This is a genomic window from Providencia sp. PROV024, assembly GCF_032709665.1.
GTDB lineage: Bacteria > Pseudomonadota > Gammaproteobacteria > Enterobacterales > Enterobacteriaceae > Providencia > Providencia huashanensis.
Genome location: NZ_CP120545.1, coordinates 2,594,348 through 2,607,177 on the forward strand (window position 1 = coordinate 2,594,348; position 12,830 = coordinate 2,607,177).

A 12,830-nucleotide genomic window follows, 5' to 3' on the forward strand; every position below is an offset into this window, starting at 1 on the left:
TTAAAGAAAAAATTGATTATGATAAAAGTTCTTTTAAGGTAACTAATTCTAATAGCTTAATATGCTATAAACGCTTTCTTTAACCTAATTAATACTAACAAATTAACCGAAATTAAAAACACGCTCTCATCACACAATTGCCACCTTAATTATATCATAGGTGTTTATTTTTAAATGGAAAATTGGCTTTATCGTTTTAAATGATTTTAAAGTTGTTAATTAAATATTGCATTAAAACGTAAAATCCATCCCTAGGCTTTTACGGGTAAATCCCCTACACTAATGTTAATCAATATCCATTGAACCAATTCATGCCAATAAACTGCCATAAAGCCATTATGAATAAGCCAAATAATAAATCAGCGACGAACAAGTATAAATACAATCAACGCCCAACTGATTTAAGGCATAAACGAAAATCAACTTCAGTTAACGCATTTTCCCATCAGTCTCCTCGTAAAGTTATTTTATTTAATAAACCCTTTGATGTTTTGCCTCAATTTACTGATGAACAAGGTCGAGACACATTAAAAAACTATATTCCTATTACTGGCATTTATGCTGCGGGCCGCTTAGATAGGGATAGCGAAGGGTTATTAATTTTAACTAACGATGGCAAATTACAAGCACGCTTAACACAGCCTGAGAAAAAAACAGGGAAAATATACTATGCTCAAGTCGAAGGTATCCCCGAGGAAACCGCATTAATCAAATTTCGCCAAGGTTTACAGTTAAATGATGGGCTAACTCAGCCTGCGGGGGTCGAACTCGTCAACGAACCAGATTGGTTATGGCCAAGAACCCCACCAATCAGAGAACGAAAAAACATCCCAACAAGTTGGCTAAAAATCACTTTATATGAAGGACGAAATCGACAAGTCCGCCGAATGACAGCAAATATTGGTTACCCTACATTACGACTGATCCGCTACCAAGTGGGTGAATTCAGTTTGGGGAACCTTTCTGTTGGTGAATGGAAGGAGGTAAATGTTGTTTAAACCTAATGTCACTGTTGCAACTATCGTACATGCTCAAGGCAAATATTTAGTCGTTGAAGAATGGGTAAATGAAAAGCCAACGTGGAACCAACCCGCTGGGCACTTAGAAGCAAATGAAACACTTTTGCAAGCCGCAAAACGTGAGTTATATGAAGAAACAGGAATTGACGCTTGCCCCTCACAGTTAATTAAAATCCACCAATGGATTGCACCTGATAAGACTCAGTTTATCCGTGTTTTATTTGCTGTCGAGCTAGAGTCCATATGTGAAACACAACCACAAGATAGCGATATTAGCGCTTGTCACTGGGTTAGTGCTCAGGAAATATTAGAAAGCCAATATCTGCGTTCGCCCTTAGTTGCAGAAAGTCTACGCTGTTTCTTGACAGGAACCCACTACCCCCTTGATATCTTGGCTGCATATGGTGAGGACTACCTTTAACGCCCCACAAATTGCTTGGTGAAATCTTCATCAAGCAATAATATTCCCCTCAAACGCTGGTGCAACAAGGTCACAACATGCTAAAGTATGGGGCTTGATTTTTCCGCATTGAGACTATTTCCATGTCAAATAACAGTACCATGTCAGACAACAGCCTAAAAAAAGTCATCGTCGGTATGTCCGGTGGTGTTGACTCCTCTGTATCCGCCTATTTGCTGCAACAGCAAGGGTATCAGGTTGAAGGGTTGTTTATGAAGAACTGGGAAGAAGATGACGACACGGAATATTGTTCTGCCGCAGCCGACCTCGCCGATGCCCAAGCCGTTTGTGACAAATTAGGCATTGAATTACATACCATCAATTTTGCAGCAGAATATTGGGATAACGTATTCGAACATTTTTTGACTGAATATAAAGCTGGTCGTACACCAAACCCAGATATCTTATGTAATAAAGAAATCAAATTTAAAGCATTTCTAGAATTTGCCGCTGAAGATTTAGGGGCAGATTACATCGCTACGGGCCATTATGTCCGTCGTCGTGATATTGCAGGCAAAAGCCAGTTATTACGTGGTTTAGATGGCAATAAAGACCAAAGTTATTTTTTATATACCTTAAGTCACCAACAAGTTGCTAAAAGCTTGTTCCCAGTAGGTGAACTTGAAAAGCCTGAAGTACGTCGCATCGCAGAGGAAATTGGTTTAATTACTGCAAAGAAAAAAGACTCCACAGGGATCTGCTTTATTGGTGAACGCAAATTCCGTGATTTCCTAGGCCGCTACCTGCCCGCACAGCCTGGCCCTATCGTTACAGTAGATGGTGAAACCATAGGTCAGCATGAAGGCTTGATGTATCATACATTAGGGCAACGTAAAGGCTTAGGCATTGGTGGGACTAAAGAAGGTTCTGAAGAACCTTGGTATGTCGTCGATAAAGACGTTCAAAATAATGTCCTTATCGTTGCACAAGGGCATGAACACCCTCGTCTAATGTCCGTCGGGTTAATCGCCCAACAATTGCATTGGGTTGACAGAGAAACATTAACCCAGCCTTTACGCTGTGTAGTAAAAACCCGTTATCGCCAAGCGGATATCCCTTGTACTATTACACCATTAAGCGAAGACCGCATAGAGGTTATATTTGAAGCCCCTGTAGCAGCCGTTACGCCAGGGCAATCTGCTGTCTTTTATCTAAATGAAGTTTGTCTCGGCGGCGGCATCATTGAAGCCCGTATTCAGGAGTAAATGTGGCTAAAAACTACTATGATATCACGCTTGCGTTAGCGGGTATCTGCCAAGCAAGCGCAATGGTTCAGAAGCTTGCTCACGAAGGCATTAGTCAAGACCAAGACACCGAAACCATGGTCAATTGCCTCACCAATATGAATCCAAAATCAACATTGGATGTATTTGGTAATGATGAAGCAAACTTAAAAACTGGTCTAAATGCTATGTTGGGCATGTTAACGGGTGGAAATAGTGGTTTATCTGCTGAAATGACCCGCTATATGTTGAGCATTATGGTGCTTGAACGCCGTCTCAATAAAAACCAGGAAGCGATGAATCAACTGGGTCAACGTATTGAGCAATTTGAACGGCAAGCTAGCTATTTTGAGCCTCTATCAGAAGGTGTATTTAATGCGCTTGCTGGTATTTATGTCGATGTTGTCAGCCCTGCTGGCCCACGAATTCAAGTTACAGGCTCCCCTGACATACTGAAAAATACCTTAGTACAGGCTAAAGTTAGAGCCACTTTACTCGCGGGTATTCGTTGCGCAGTACTTTGGCAGCAAGTAGGTGGAAGCCGTATCCAACTAATGTTCTCTCGCAATCGTCTGGCTAATCAGGCGAAAGATATTTTGTCTCACCTTTAAATCTGGAGTTGCTACCAATGGAATTATCCTCACTGACCGCTGTATCCCCGATTGACGGCCGTTACGGTGATAAAGTCAGCGCTTTACGCACTATATTTAGTGAGTTTGGCTTACTGAAATTTCGTGTGCAAGTTGAAGTTCGTTGGCTACAAAAACTGGCTGCAACCGCTGAAATCAAAGAAGTTCCTTCATTTGATAATGACGCAATCGCTTACTTAGATGAAATTGTCGCGAACTTCTGTGAAAAAGACGCAATGCGCATTAAAGAGATTGAGCGTACAACTAACCATGATGTTAAAGCAGTAGAATATTTCCTAAAAGAAAAAGTGGCAAATATCCCTGCACTACATGCCGTCTCTGAATTTATTCACTTTGCTTGTACATCAGAAGATATCAATAACCTTTCTCATGCTTTAATGTTAAAAACAGCGCGTGAAGAAGTCTTATTACCACAATGGCGCCAAATAATTGATAAAGTTAAAGCGATGGCACATGAGTACCGCAACTTGCCGTTGCTATCTCGCACCCATGGCCAGCCAGCAACACCATCGACTATTGGTAAAGAATTCGCCAACGTCGCCTATCGTTTAGAGCGCCAATATCGTCAGTTACAACAGGTTGAGATTTTAGGTAAAATTAACGGTGCTGTCGGTAACTATAATGCCCATATGGTCGCTTACCCTGAAGTTAACTGGCACGAGTTTAGTGAAACCTTCGTAACCTCTTTAGGTATCCAGTGGAACCCATTCACCACACAAATCGAACCTCATGACTATATTGCGGAACTATTTGATTGTGTCGCACGTTTTAACACGATTGTGTTAGATTTCGACCGTGACATTTGGGGTTACATCGCATTAAACCATTTCAAACAAAAAACAGTAGCTGGTGAAATCGGTTCTTCTACAATGCCACATAAAGTCAACCCTATCGATTTCGAAAATTCTGAAGGTAACTTAGGTTTAGCTAATGCTGTATTAGGTCACCTAGCCAGTAAACTGCCAGTTTCTCGTTGGCAACGTGACTTAACAGACTCCACAGTATTACGTAACTTAGGTGTAGGTTTAGGCTATGCTTTAATAGCCTATCAATCGACCATGAAAGGTTTAAACAAACTGGAAGTGAACGAACAGCACCTGTTGGATGAATTAAACCAAAATTGGGAAGTCTTAGCCGAGCCAATTCAAACCGTTATGCGCCGCTATGGCATTGAAAAACCTTATGAAAAACTAAAAGAACTTACCCGAGGTAAGCGTGTTACCGCTGAGGGGATGAAACAGTTTATTGATGGTTTAGAACTGCCAGAGCATGAAAAAGCGCGCCTCAAAGAAATGACACCTGCTAACTATATTGGTTACGCTGTCACTTTTATTGATGAGCTTAAATAAAACTGATTTAGACTATTTCGGCGGCCTCTGTGCCGCCTTTTTTTACTGATTTGTCTTACCTCTTAATTCCAAAAGCCAACTTCGTCGATAACCTACGTCAAAAACGCGCTGACTTACTAAGAATACGCTATTTTTAGGGTTTGTTTGACTTATATTTACTTAAACGCTTGTTGTTATTCAGAACTCTTTTTACCATAGTGCTACTATTATCATTAATAGCAACTATCATTTCCTTACTGTGAGGGTTTCAGATGCGTATTTTAATCGTCGAAGACAATGCATTACTTCGCCACCATCTAACGGTTCAGCTGAAAGAGCTTGGTCATCAAGTTGATTCCGCTGAAGACGCAAAAGAAGCGGATTACTTTTTGCATGAAAGTTGCCCTGATATTGCAGTTGTCGACTTAGGTTTACCTGAAGAAGACGGCCTTTCAATGATCAAACGCTGGCGCGGTGCGCATGTAAATATCCCAATTTTAGTTCTCACTGCACGTGAAAGCTGGCAAGAAAAAGTTCAAGCTTTAAACAGCGGCGCTGATGATTACGTCACTAAACCTTTCCAACTAGAAGAACTCGTCGCAAGAATGCAGGCACTGATGCGAAGAAATAGCGGCCTAGCCTCACAGGTATTAGAACTAGGTAATTTTGTTATTGATTTATCACGCAAAGAATTCACCGTTAACGGTGAAGCCGTCAAATTAACCGCTTTTGAATATACCATCATCGAAACCTTACTACGCAACAATGGCAAAGTCGTCAGCAAAGATTCATTAATGCGCCAACTTTACCCCGATGCTGAACTAAGAGAAAGCCATACAATCGATGTGTTAATGGGGCGATTAAGAAAAAAAATACAGCAATTTCATAGTGATGATGTAATTGTCACCGTTCGTGGTCAAGGCTATCGTTTTGATGTGAATGGCTAATATGCAGTTAGGTAAATTTAAATTTAAGCCCCTTTCGCTTCGAGCACGTTTTTTATGTGCAACCTCTGCGGTCATTTTGGCACTAACTTTGTCTTACGGTATCGTTGCCATATTGGGCTATTTAATTAGCTTTGATAAAACAACTTACACCCTTTTGCGTAGTCAAAGTAACTTAATTTATAGCTTGGCACAGTGGCAAAATAATAAAATTGATATCCGTGTTCCCCCTAACTTCACGTTAAATAACCCCACATTAGTGATTATTTATGATGATCAAGGGCAAGTATTATGGCGTCAACGCGATGTGCCTAGCGTTGAAAGGCTGATCCGAAATGATTGGCTAAAAAAGGAAGGGTTATATGAGATTGATACTGACATCCGTGAAACCCGTCAACTGCTTAATGATAACCCTGAGCTAAATAATAAACTGGATGATATGGACAATGATGATGAGCCACTCACCCATTCTGTATCAGTCAGCCAATATGCCGCCAGCGAAAACCTACCAAACCTAACCATTGTCGTGGTGGATACACTTCCACAAGACTTGCAAAATACAGGTCTAGTCTGGGAATGGTTTGGCTATGTATTACTTGCTAATTTAATTTTAGTTATCCCATTATTATGGCTAGCGGCTTATTGGAGCTTACGCCCAATTAAATCATTAGTTTCACAGCTTGGTAGCTTAGAAAAGGGGGAACGAGATACACTCGATGAAAACCCGCCTTCAGAACTTCGAGGGTTAGTCCGTAACCTCAATATTTTATTAACTAACGAGCGGAAACGTTATAGTAAATACCGAACCACGCTTTCTGACCTGACCCATAGCCTTAAAACCCCATTGGCAGTATTACAATCGACCCTACGCTTATTACGTTCGGGTAAACAGATGAATATTGACCAAGCAGAACCTATTATGCTTGAACAAATTGGCAGGATCTCACAACAGGTCGGCTACTATTTGCACCGCGCTTCTACACAAGGTGATGAAAACATGATGTTGCGTGAAATTTCATCTGTTCCATCAATATTAGATAGCTTAGCGAGCGCCTTGCATAAAGTTTACCAGCACAAAGGAGTTGCTATCACAGTAGAAGTTTCTCCAGAAATCACTTGGCTCGGTCAGCCTAATGACTTTATGGAAGTCATGGGTAATATTATGGAAAATGCATGCAAATATTGCCTAGAATTTGTCGAAGTCACTGCGGTGACTGGGCCTGATAGCCTAACGTTAATTGTTGATGATGACGGCCCTGGCGTCCCGGAAAGCAAACGCAGTTTAATTTTCGTTCGAGGCCAACGTGCCGATACCCTTCGTCCAGGCCAAGGTCTCGGCTTATCCATCGCGGTCGACATTATTGACCAATATGATGGGGAGATCACAATTAGTGATAGCCCGCTCGGTGGTGCTCGCTTAGCCGTCACATTTAGGCAGCAATCTATGATCGAAGATAGTTAATCTGTGATATTAACCCACTTATTCCCTATTTTATGATACGTTTCCGGTATACTATTTAGGGAGTCTTATTACTAGGGGCTGCTCCAATACTGCTATCTATATTCATATAAATAGCAGCCCTCAATAATTATGGCTAACCTAATTTATTTAAAAGAAGTACTAAGTGACTTACTTCATATATAAAGGTCATTTCGTACCATTATGGCCTGTGGTATTGCCGTAACACCATCCGCAATATTCAACAGCTCCAAGGGACAATAAGATGGATTACAAACTAAATCTAGACTGGCAAAGTTTTCTGGATAGCCACTGGCAGAAGCGCCCACTGCTTATCAAAAAAGGGTTTGCAAATTTTATTGATCCTATCTCACCTGATGAACTTGCAGGTTTGGCGATGGAAGATGAGGTTGATAGCCGTTTAGTCAGCCATAAAGAAGGAATTTGGCAAGTAAGTCATGGCCCATTTGAGAGTTATGATCATCTCGGTGAGAAAAATTGGTCTATTTTAGTCCAAGCCGTTGACCATTGGCACTATCCAAGTTCCGCTCTAATGAAGCCATTTCGTGTTCTCTCTGATTGGCGAATGGATGACTTAATGATCTCCTATTCGGTTCCTGGTGGTGGTGTAGGCCCTCATCTTGACCAATACGATGTATTTATTATTCAAGGTGAAGGTCGTCGTCGTTGGCGTGTTGGGGAAAAAATCCCGATGAAACAACATTGCCCTCACCCTGACTTACTACAAGTTCAACCTTTTGATGCCATCATTGATGAAGAAATGGAGCCCGGTGATATTTTGTATATCCCACCAGGGTTCCCGCATGAAGGCTATGCAATTGAGCCATCATTAAACTATTCAGTAGGCTTTCGAGCCCCTAATACGCGTGAGTTAATCAGTAGTTTTGCCGACCATTTAATTTCGAATGATTTAGGCAGCTACCGTTACAGCGACCCTGATTTATCATTCCGTGATAACCCTGCGGAAATTTTACAAGGGGAACAAATTAAATTACGCGAAATGATGGAGTCTCTGATTAATGACCCTGACCTGTTCCGTAAATGGCTTGGTGAATTCATTTCACAATCTCGCCATGAACTAGACATTGCACCACCAGAACCGCCTTATGAGCATGACGAAATCTATGACTTGCTAAAAACACAACAGGAAACCCTATACAAACTAAACGGGCTCCGAGCATTGCGTGTTGGTGACCAATTTTTTGTTAATGGTGAATGTTTAGAGACCCAGTGCTATGAAGCTGCTGATAGCCTATGTCGTTATGATGCGGTAAACAGCAAAATTTTAGCTGATGCTATCGATGACGTTAACTTTATCGCGCTCATTACCGCATTAGTGAATAATGGTTATTGGTATTTTGATGATTAGTCCATTTTATAAACATTAAATTTACCGAAAACACCCCCAATATTGGTAAAACAATTATTGGGGGTTAAATTTTATTCATTACATTCTAGTTAGCATATAACTTTTATTATCATTCCCAGTTAAACCGAAGCCACCCCCTTTCCCTTTAGATATCTTTATGAATATCTATAAAGTTTGCTTTCCTGTTTATTTTACTTCCGTATCAATAACATTGATAAAAAATTAAGCCTCACAAATAGGCACTCAAAGATAAAGTGTTTTTAAAATTTAATTCTAGAATATTTTTGCTTAGACCGATTAAGCTTGGGCGAATAATTAATAACCTTTCAATGATTATAACTTTATGAATATAGAAACTTTTTTAGCTTTATCCCTGTTTTCATTTGTAACATCCATTACCCCAGGCCCTAATAATATTATGTTACTTGCTTCAGGGGTCAACTTTGGTTTTCAAAAAACGTTACCACATTCGCTTGGTGTTTCAATTGGCTTTTTCATCATGCTTATTGCTGTTGGCTTAGGTGTTGGTGCACTCATTCAATCATTACCACTTGTTTATTCAACATTAAAATACATTGGTATTATTTATTTTGGCTCGCATGGAAAACAACCATCAGCCATTCTATTGCTCAAGTAAATCAGCAAGACATAAAGCCATTAACATTACTTGAGGCTTCATTATTTCAATGGATTAACCCTAAAGCATGGATGATGGCGATATCAGGGATGGCAATGTATACCAATACGATAGAACCTTATATCTCAATATTATTAGTTGCCATCATATTTGCTTTGATAAACTGGCCATGTGTGGCTATTTGGGCAATGTTTGGTAGTAAATTAAGAGAAAAACTGAAGCAACCTAGTACATTAAAACGTTTTAACTTAGTGATGGGTATTTTACTCGCACTAAGTGGTATATCCGTGCTATTGCAATGAAATACCCATAACATAAAACGGAAATTATCCCGCTTGCTCAATAACCTCAGCTCAGTACTTATTGTACTGAGCTTAACAGGTTCATTAAGCCCCTCATGACTGGCGGGCGTGTATTGCGGTAAGTTCAGCAATACGCATAATGACACTAACGGCCTGCTCCATCCCTTCTTGGGTGATAAACTCATGTTTACTATGAAAATTATACCCCCCAGTAAAAATATTTGGGCACGGCAAGCCACGATGTGAAAGCTGAGCACCATCAGTTCCACCGCGGATAGGTTGAATAATAGGGTTAATATCACAATCAATCATGGCCTGTTTTGCTAATTCAACCACATGTGGGTATTTCATTACTTCTTTGTGCATATTGTAGTAGGTATCGTCCAATGTCAGCTCGATATAACAGCTCGGGTGTAAGCCTTCCCCTACTTTTTCAGCAATTCGAATAATGTTTTTCTTTCTTGCTTCGAAGCTTACCAAGTCAAAGTCACGAATAATATAGTTCAGTTCCGCTTTTTCTACCGTTCCCTTCATCGATGTTAAATGATAGAAACCTTCATATCCATCCGTCTTTTCGGGAGTTTCATCTGCGGGTAACATCGAATGAATACGGTTAGCTAGCCCTAAAGCATTTACCATCACCCCTTTAGCATTTCCAGGGTGTGTATTGTTCCCGACTATTTTGATTGATACATTCGCCGCATTGAAGTTTTCATATTCTAATTCACCAACACCACCGCCATCGACAGTATAAGCCCACAATGCATCAAATTGCTTGAAATCAATATGGCGAGCGCCACGCCCAATTTCTTCATCAGGGGTAAATGCTAAACAAATTTTACCATGTGGAATATTGTTACCTTTTAGGCGCACTAATGCTGTAATAATCTCCGCAATACCCGCCTTATCATCAGCACCAAGTAGCGTCTTACCATCAGTCATAATTAATGTTTTCCCAATCATTTCATGTAAAACTGGGAACATGACAGGGGATAACACTTCATCACCAATCCCAAGGGCAATATCACCACCTCGGTAATTTTCGAGTACTTGTGGGCAAACATTTTTCCCCGAAAAATCAGGTGCCGTATCTAAGTGTGAAATAAAACCAATAGTTGGAACATCCCAATCAACGTTTGACGGCAAATAGGCCATCAAGCAACCTTGATCACTGAGTGTTACCTTTTCGAAACCTAAGTCAATCAGTTCTTTCATTAATGCGCGTGCAAACTTTAGCTGACCGGCACTACTAGGCACTGTTTTAGCATTCAATTTTGATTGCGTATCAAAAGCCGTATATTCAAAAAAACGCTCCAAGAGTTTGTCCATACCCTTCCCCCTCAAATATCAATGTCTGTATTATGGGAAAGATCACAGATTCAATTATTGTCTCAAATCAGCTTTGCTGTTAATGCTTGCAGGTTTTCGCAATAAATCTTTAATGAAATTTATTTTTTACACACTATTTTGATTTTCTCTTGCAACTAACCATTTTTAATACCTAAGACTAGTTAGGGGAATAATTAAATTGTATTATTTTATTAGCCCCTATATTTGTTAGTTAAAACAGTGAATTAAGTTAGATATCATTTATCAATTGCACTAATTACCTATTATTATTTATTAATACTGTGCTATATCTGACGCATTATTATTTCGTTTATTATTTTTTATAATAATTAATGTAATTTTTATTCAAGTTATCGGGACGTTTATGTCAAAAACATATTTGATTTATGGTGTGAGTAAAGGATTGGGCAAAGCACTTGTTGAAGGTATTCCCACAAATGAAGAGCTGGTTTACGGCGTCTCTCGTTCCAAACCCCCGTTTGAGCAAAGTAATTTTACTTGGCTCCCCGCTGACCTAAATGATAGCCAGTCTGCTAATATCATTAAAGATAAGGTTAAAGAACAACCGATTAACACCTTAATTTACAATGTAGGAATTTGGGAAAACTTGGCTTTTAGTGACGATTACCAGTTTGAAACAACTGATGACCTTGAGTTACTCAATATTATCCAGACGAATATCAGCGCCTGTTTATTAAATTTAAAAATGCTATTACCTAATTTACGCTCAGCTGAAAACAGTAAAATAATTTTAATTGGCTCTACATGGGGGCTAGATAATCATAATGGTAAAGAAGTTGCATTTTCCGCCACAAAATATGCCTTAAGGGGAATAGTGCAATCGCTAAGGGAAACATTACGTGAAGATAAAATTGGCATTTCTATCATAAACTTAGGTTATCTTGCTACAGAATACCCATTGTCTGTCCCTGTGGCTGAGGTTATTGAGAAGAGTCACGGGCAATTGATCCCATTACAAGATGTTGTCAATGCAGTACGTTTTATCCTAAGCACCAGTAATGCTACCTGTGTTAAGGAAATCACAATGCCGGCGATGATGGATTTAAATGTATAAAGAGGAATAGCTAAGGGAAATGACCGTTTCCCTTAGCCTGAAGTTGACTTATTTCGTTGTGCTTTTTACCTGTAATTCTGTAATAAGCTTATTAATATATTCCACTACAATTTTACTGGCTAAGCCGTAGTGCTTTTCATCAAACTCACTTTCTACCTGACTCGGTTCTAAATTTAATTCAACTGTATGTGCACCATGTAACTTCGCTTCATGAACAAAGCCCGCTGCCGGATACACATGGCCTGATGTACCAATTGAAATAAAAATAGTCGCTGATTCAATAGATTGATAAATATAATCCATGCCAATAGGCATTTCACCAAACCAAACAATATGTGGACGTAATGGCTGTGGAAACTGACAGCAGTGGCAACGGTCTTCCACTGATAAATCCCCTTTCCACTCGACAACCTGATTTGACCAGTTACAACGTACCTTTAATAATTCACCATGCATATGGATGATACGCTGACTCCCGGCTCTTTCATGTAAATTATCAATATTTTGAGTGATCAATAAAAAGCGATCGCCAAGTAACTCTTCAAGCTGAGCTAAAGCATAATGCGCCGCATTAGGCTTGATATTTTCTTGCTGTAATTGCCGACGACGCTCATTATAAAAACGTTGAACCAGTTTAGGGTTACGTTCGAAACCTTCCGGCGTTGCAACGTCTTCAACGCGGTGCTCTTCCCATAAACCATCCGCAGAACGAAATGTTTGGATCCCTGACTCAGCTGAAATCCCCGCACCAGTCAATACGACAATATTCACATTTTTCATATTATTTAATCTGTTATCTATATAAAAAGACCGGTTGCGAAGTCGCTGGCGACGTACACATTTATTTTTACGAGCTTTTTTTAATCTATAACGAAATCGCAACATCAAAAACTTCCTTTCATCCATGTAACTAATAAACTTGACACCTAGACGAGGCCGAGTACTTGTTTAACGCTGTATTTAGCGGCTCTACTCTCTGATTTATCATTAGTG

13 protein-coding genes are annotated in these 12,830 nt (G+C 39.8%); 11 read left to right on the forward strand and 2 right to left on the reverse strand.

Going from position 1 to position 12,830, the window contains the following annotated elements; translation table 11 throughout:
- The first annotated feature begins 338 nt into the window (after positions 1-338).
- The 10 genes from rluE to P3L56_RS12105 all read left to right on the forward strand — a co-directional run bounded on the left by rluE (position 339) and on the right by P3L56_RS12105 (position 9,412).
- Positions 339-998 carry a 23S rRNA pseudouridine(2457) synthase RluE gene (gene rluE, locus P3L56_RS12060; protein ID WP_129466060.1) on the forward strand — a complete coding sequence of 220 codons (660 nt, stop codon included), beginning with the start codon at positions 339-341 and terminating at the stop codon, positions 996-998.
- Positions 991-1,440 carry an NUDIX domain-containing protein gene (locus P3L56_RS12065; protein WP_042844307.1) on the forward strand — a complete coding sequence of 150 codons (450 nt, stop codon included), beginning with the start codon at positions 991-993 and terminating at the stop codon, positions 1,438-1,440. The genes rluE and P3L56_RS12065 overlap by 8 nt, the downstream gene beginning before the upstream one ends.
- Before the next feature lie 140 nt (positions 1,441-1,580).
- Positions 1,581-2,684, forward strand: coding sequence for a tRNA 2-thiouridine(34) synthase MnmA (gene mnmA, locus P3L56_RS12070; RefSeq protein WP_042844306.1), 1,104 nt, complete (start codon positions 1,581-1,583; stop codon positions 2,682-2,684).
- Between the two features lie 2 nt (positions 2,685-2,686).
- Positions 2,687-3,313 carry a high frequency lysogenization protein HflD gene (hflD, locus tag P3L56_RS12075; protein ID WP_042843472.1) on the forward strand — a complete coding sequence of 209 codons (627 nt, stop codon included), beginning with the start codon at positions 2,687-2,689 and terminating at the stop codon, positions 3,311-3,313.
- A gap of 17 nt (positions 3,314-3,330) precedes the next feature.
- The gene (gene purB, locus P3L56_RS12080) at positions 3,331-4,701 is read left to right on the forward strand and encodes an adenylosuccinate lyase (protein ID WP_042843471.1); all 1,371 of its coding nucleotides are present in this window, start codon (positions 3,331-3,333) and stop codon (positions 4,699-4,701) included.
- 251 nt (positions 4,702-4,952) lie between these two features.
- A complete protein-coding gene (gene phoP, locus P3L56_RS12085) occupies positions 4,953-5,627 on the forward strand; it encodes a two-component system response regulator PhoP (protein ID WP_048607402.1) in 675 nt (224 codons plus the stop codon).
- Between the two features lies 1 nt (position 5,628).
- Positions 5,629-7,086 carry a two-component system sensor histidine kinase PhoQ gene (gene phoQ, locus P3L56_RS12090; RefSeq protein WP_173424794.1) on the forward strand — a complete coding sequence of 486 codons (1,458 nt, stop codon included), beginning with the start codon at positions 5,629-5,631 and terminating at the stop codon, positions 7,084-7,086.
- Between the two features lie 262 nt (positions 7,087-7,348).
- Positions 7,349-8,473, forward strand: a complete 1,125-nt coding sequence (locus P3L56_RS12095) for a cupin domain-containing protein (protein WP_166686903.1) — start codon at positions 7,349-7,351, stop codon at positions 8,471-8,473.
- Between the two features lie 343 nt (positions 8,474-8,816).
- The gene (locus P3L56_RS12100) at positions 8,817-9,110 is read left to right on the forward strand and encodes a LysE family translocator (protein ID WP_272686049.1); all 294 of its coding nucleotides are present in this window, start codon (positions 8,817-8,819) and stop codon (positions 9,108-9,110) included.
- A 95-nt stretch (positions 9,111-9,205) separates the two neighbouring features.
- Complete coding sequence (locus P3L56_RS12105; RefSeq protein WP_272686050.1) at positions 9,206-9,412, forward strand: hypothetical protein; 207 nt, start codon at positions 9,206-9,208, stop codon at positions 9,410-9,412.
- 93 nt (positions 9,413-9,505) lie between these two features.
- Here P3L56_RS12105 and pepT read toward each other — a convergent pair whose 3' ends face one another.
- The gene (gene pepT / locus P3L56_RS12110) at positions 9,506-10,741 is read right to left on the reverse strand and encodes a peptidase T (RefSeq protein WP_042843466.1); all 1,236 of its coding nucleotides are present in this window, start codon (positions 10,739-10,741) and stop codon (positions 9,506-9,508) included.
- A gap of 385 nt (positions 10,742-11,126) precedes the next feature.
- On the opposite strand from pepT, the gene P3L56_RS12115 reads away from it, so the two are divergent.
- Positions 11,127-11,837 carry an SDR family oxidoreductase gene (locus P3L56_RS12115; RefSeq protein ID WP_042843465.1) on the forward strand — a complete coding sequence of 237 codons (711 nt, stop codon included), beginning with the start codon at positions 11,127-11,129 and terminating at the stop codon, positions 11,835-11,837.
- Positions 11,838-11,885: 48 nt separating this feature from the next.
- Here the strand turns inward: P3L56_RS12115 and cobB are convergent, their stop codons facing one another.
- Positions 11,886-12,719 carry a Sir2 family NAD+-dependent deacetylase gene (gene cobB, locus P3L56_RS12120; protein WP_042844305.1) on the reverse strand — a complete coding sequence of 278 codons (834 nt, stop codon included), beginning with the start codon at positions 12,717-12,719 and terminating at the stop codon, positions 11,886-11,888.
- Positions 12,720-12,830 lie beyond the last annotated feature (111 nt).

Bases quoted from the DNA above. Each gene is read 5' to 3' on its own strand.
- rluE (WP_129466060.1), top strand. From the start codon at position 339: ATGAATAAGCCAAATAATAAATCAGCGACGAACAAGTATAAATACAAT.
- mnmA (WP_042844306.1), top strand. From the start codon at position 1,581: ATGTCAGACAACAGCCTAAAAAAAGTCATCGTCGGTATGTCCGGTGGT.
- purB (WP_042843471.1), top strand. From the start codon at position 3,331: ATGGAATTATCCTCACTGACCGCTGTATCCCCGATTGACGGCCGTTAC.
- phoP (WP_048607402.1), top strand. From the start codon at position 4,953: ATGCGTATTTTAATCGTCGAAGACAATGCATTACTTCGCCACCATCTA.
- phoQ (WP_173424794.1), top strand. From the start codon at position 5,629: ATGCAGTTAGGTAAATTTAAATTTAAGCCCCTTTCGCTTCGAGCACGT.
- P3L56_RS12095 (WP_166686903.1), top strand. From the start codon at position 7,349: ATGGATTACAAACTAAATCTAGACTGGCAAAGTTTTCTGGATAGCCAC.
- P3L56_RS12100 (WP_272686049.1), top strand. From the start codon at position 8,817: ATGAATATAGAAACTTTTTTAGCTTTATCCCTGTTTTCATTTGTAACA.
- P3L56_RS12105 (WP_272686050.1), top strand. From the start codon at position 9,206: ATGTATACCAATACGATAGAACCTTATATCTCAATATTATTAGTTGCC.
- pepT (WP_042843466.1), bottom strand. From the start codon at position 10,741: ATGGACAAACTCTTGGAGCGTTTTTTTGAATATACGGCTTTTGATACG.
- P3L56_RS12115 (WP_042843465.1), top strand. From the start codon at position 11,127: ATGTCAAAAACATATTTGATTTATGGTGTGAGTAAAGGATTGGGCAAA.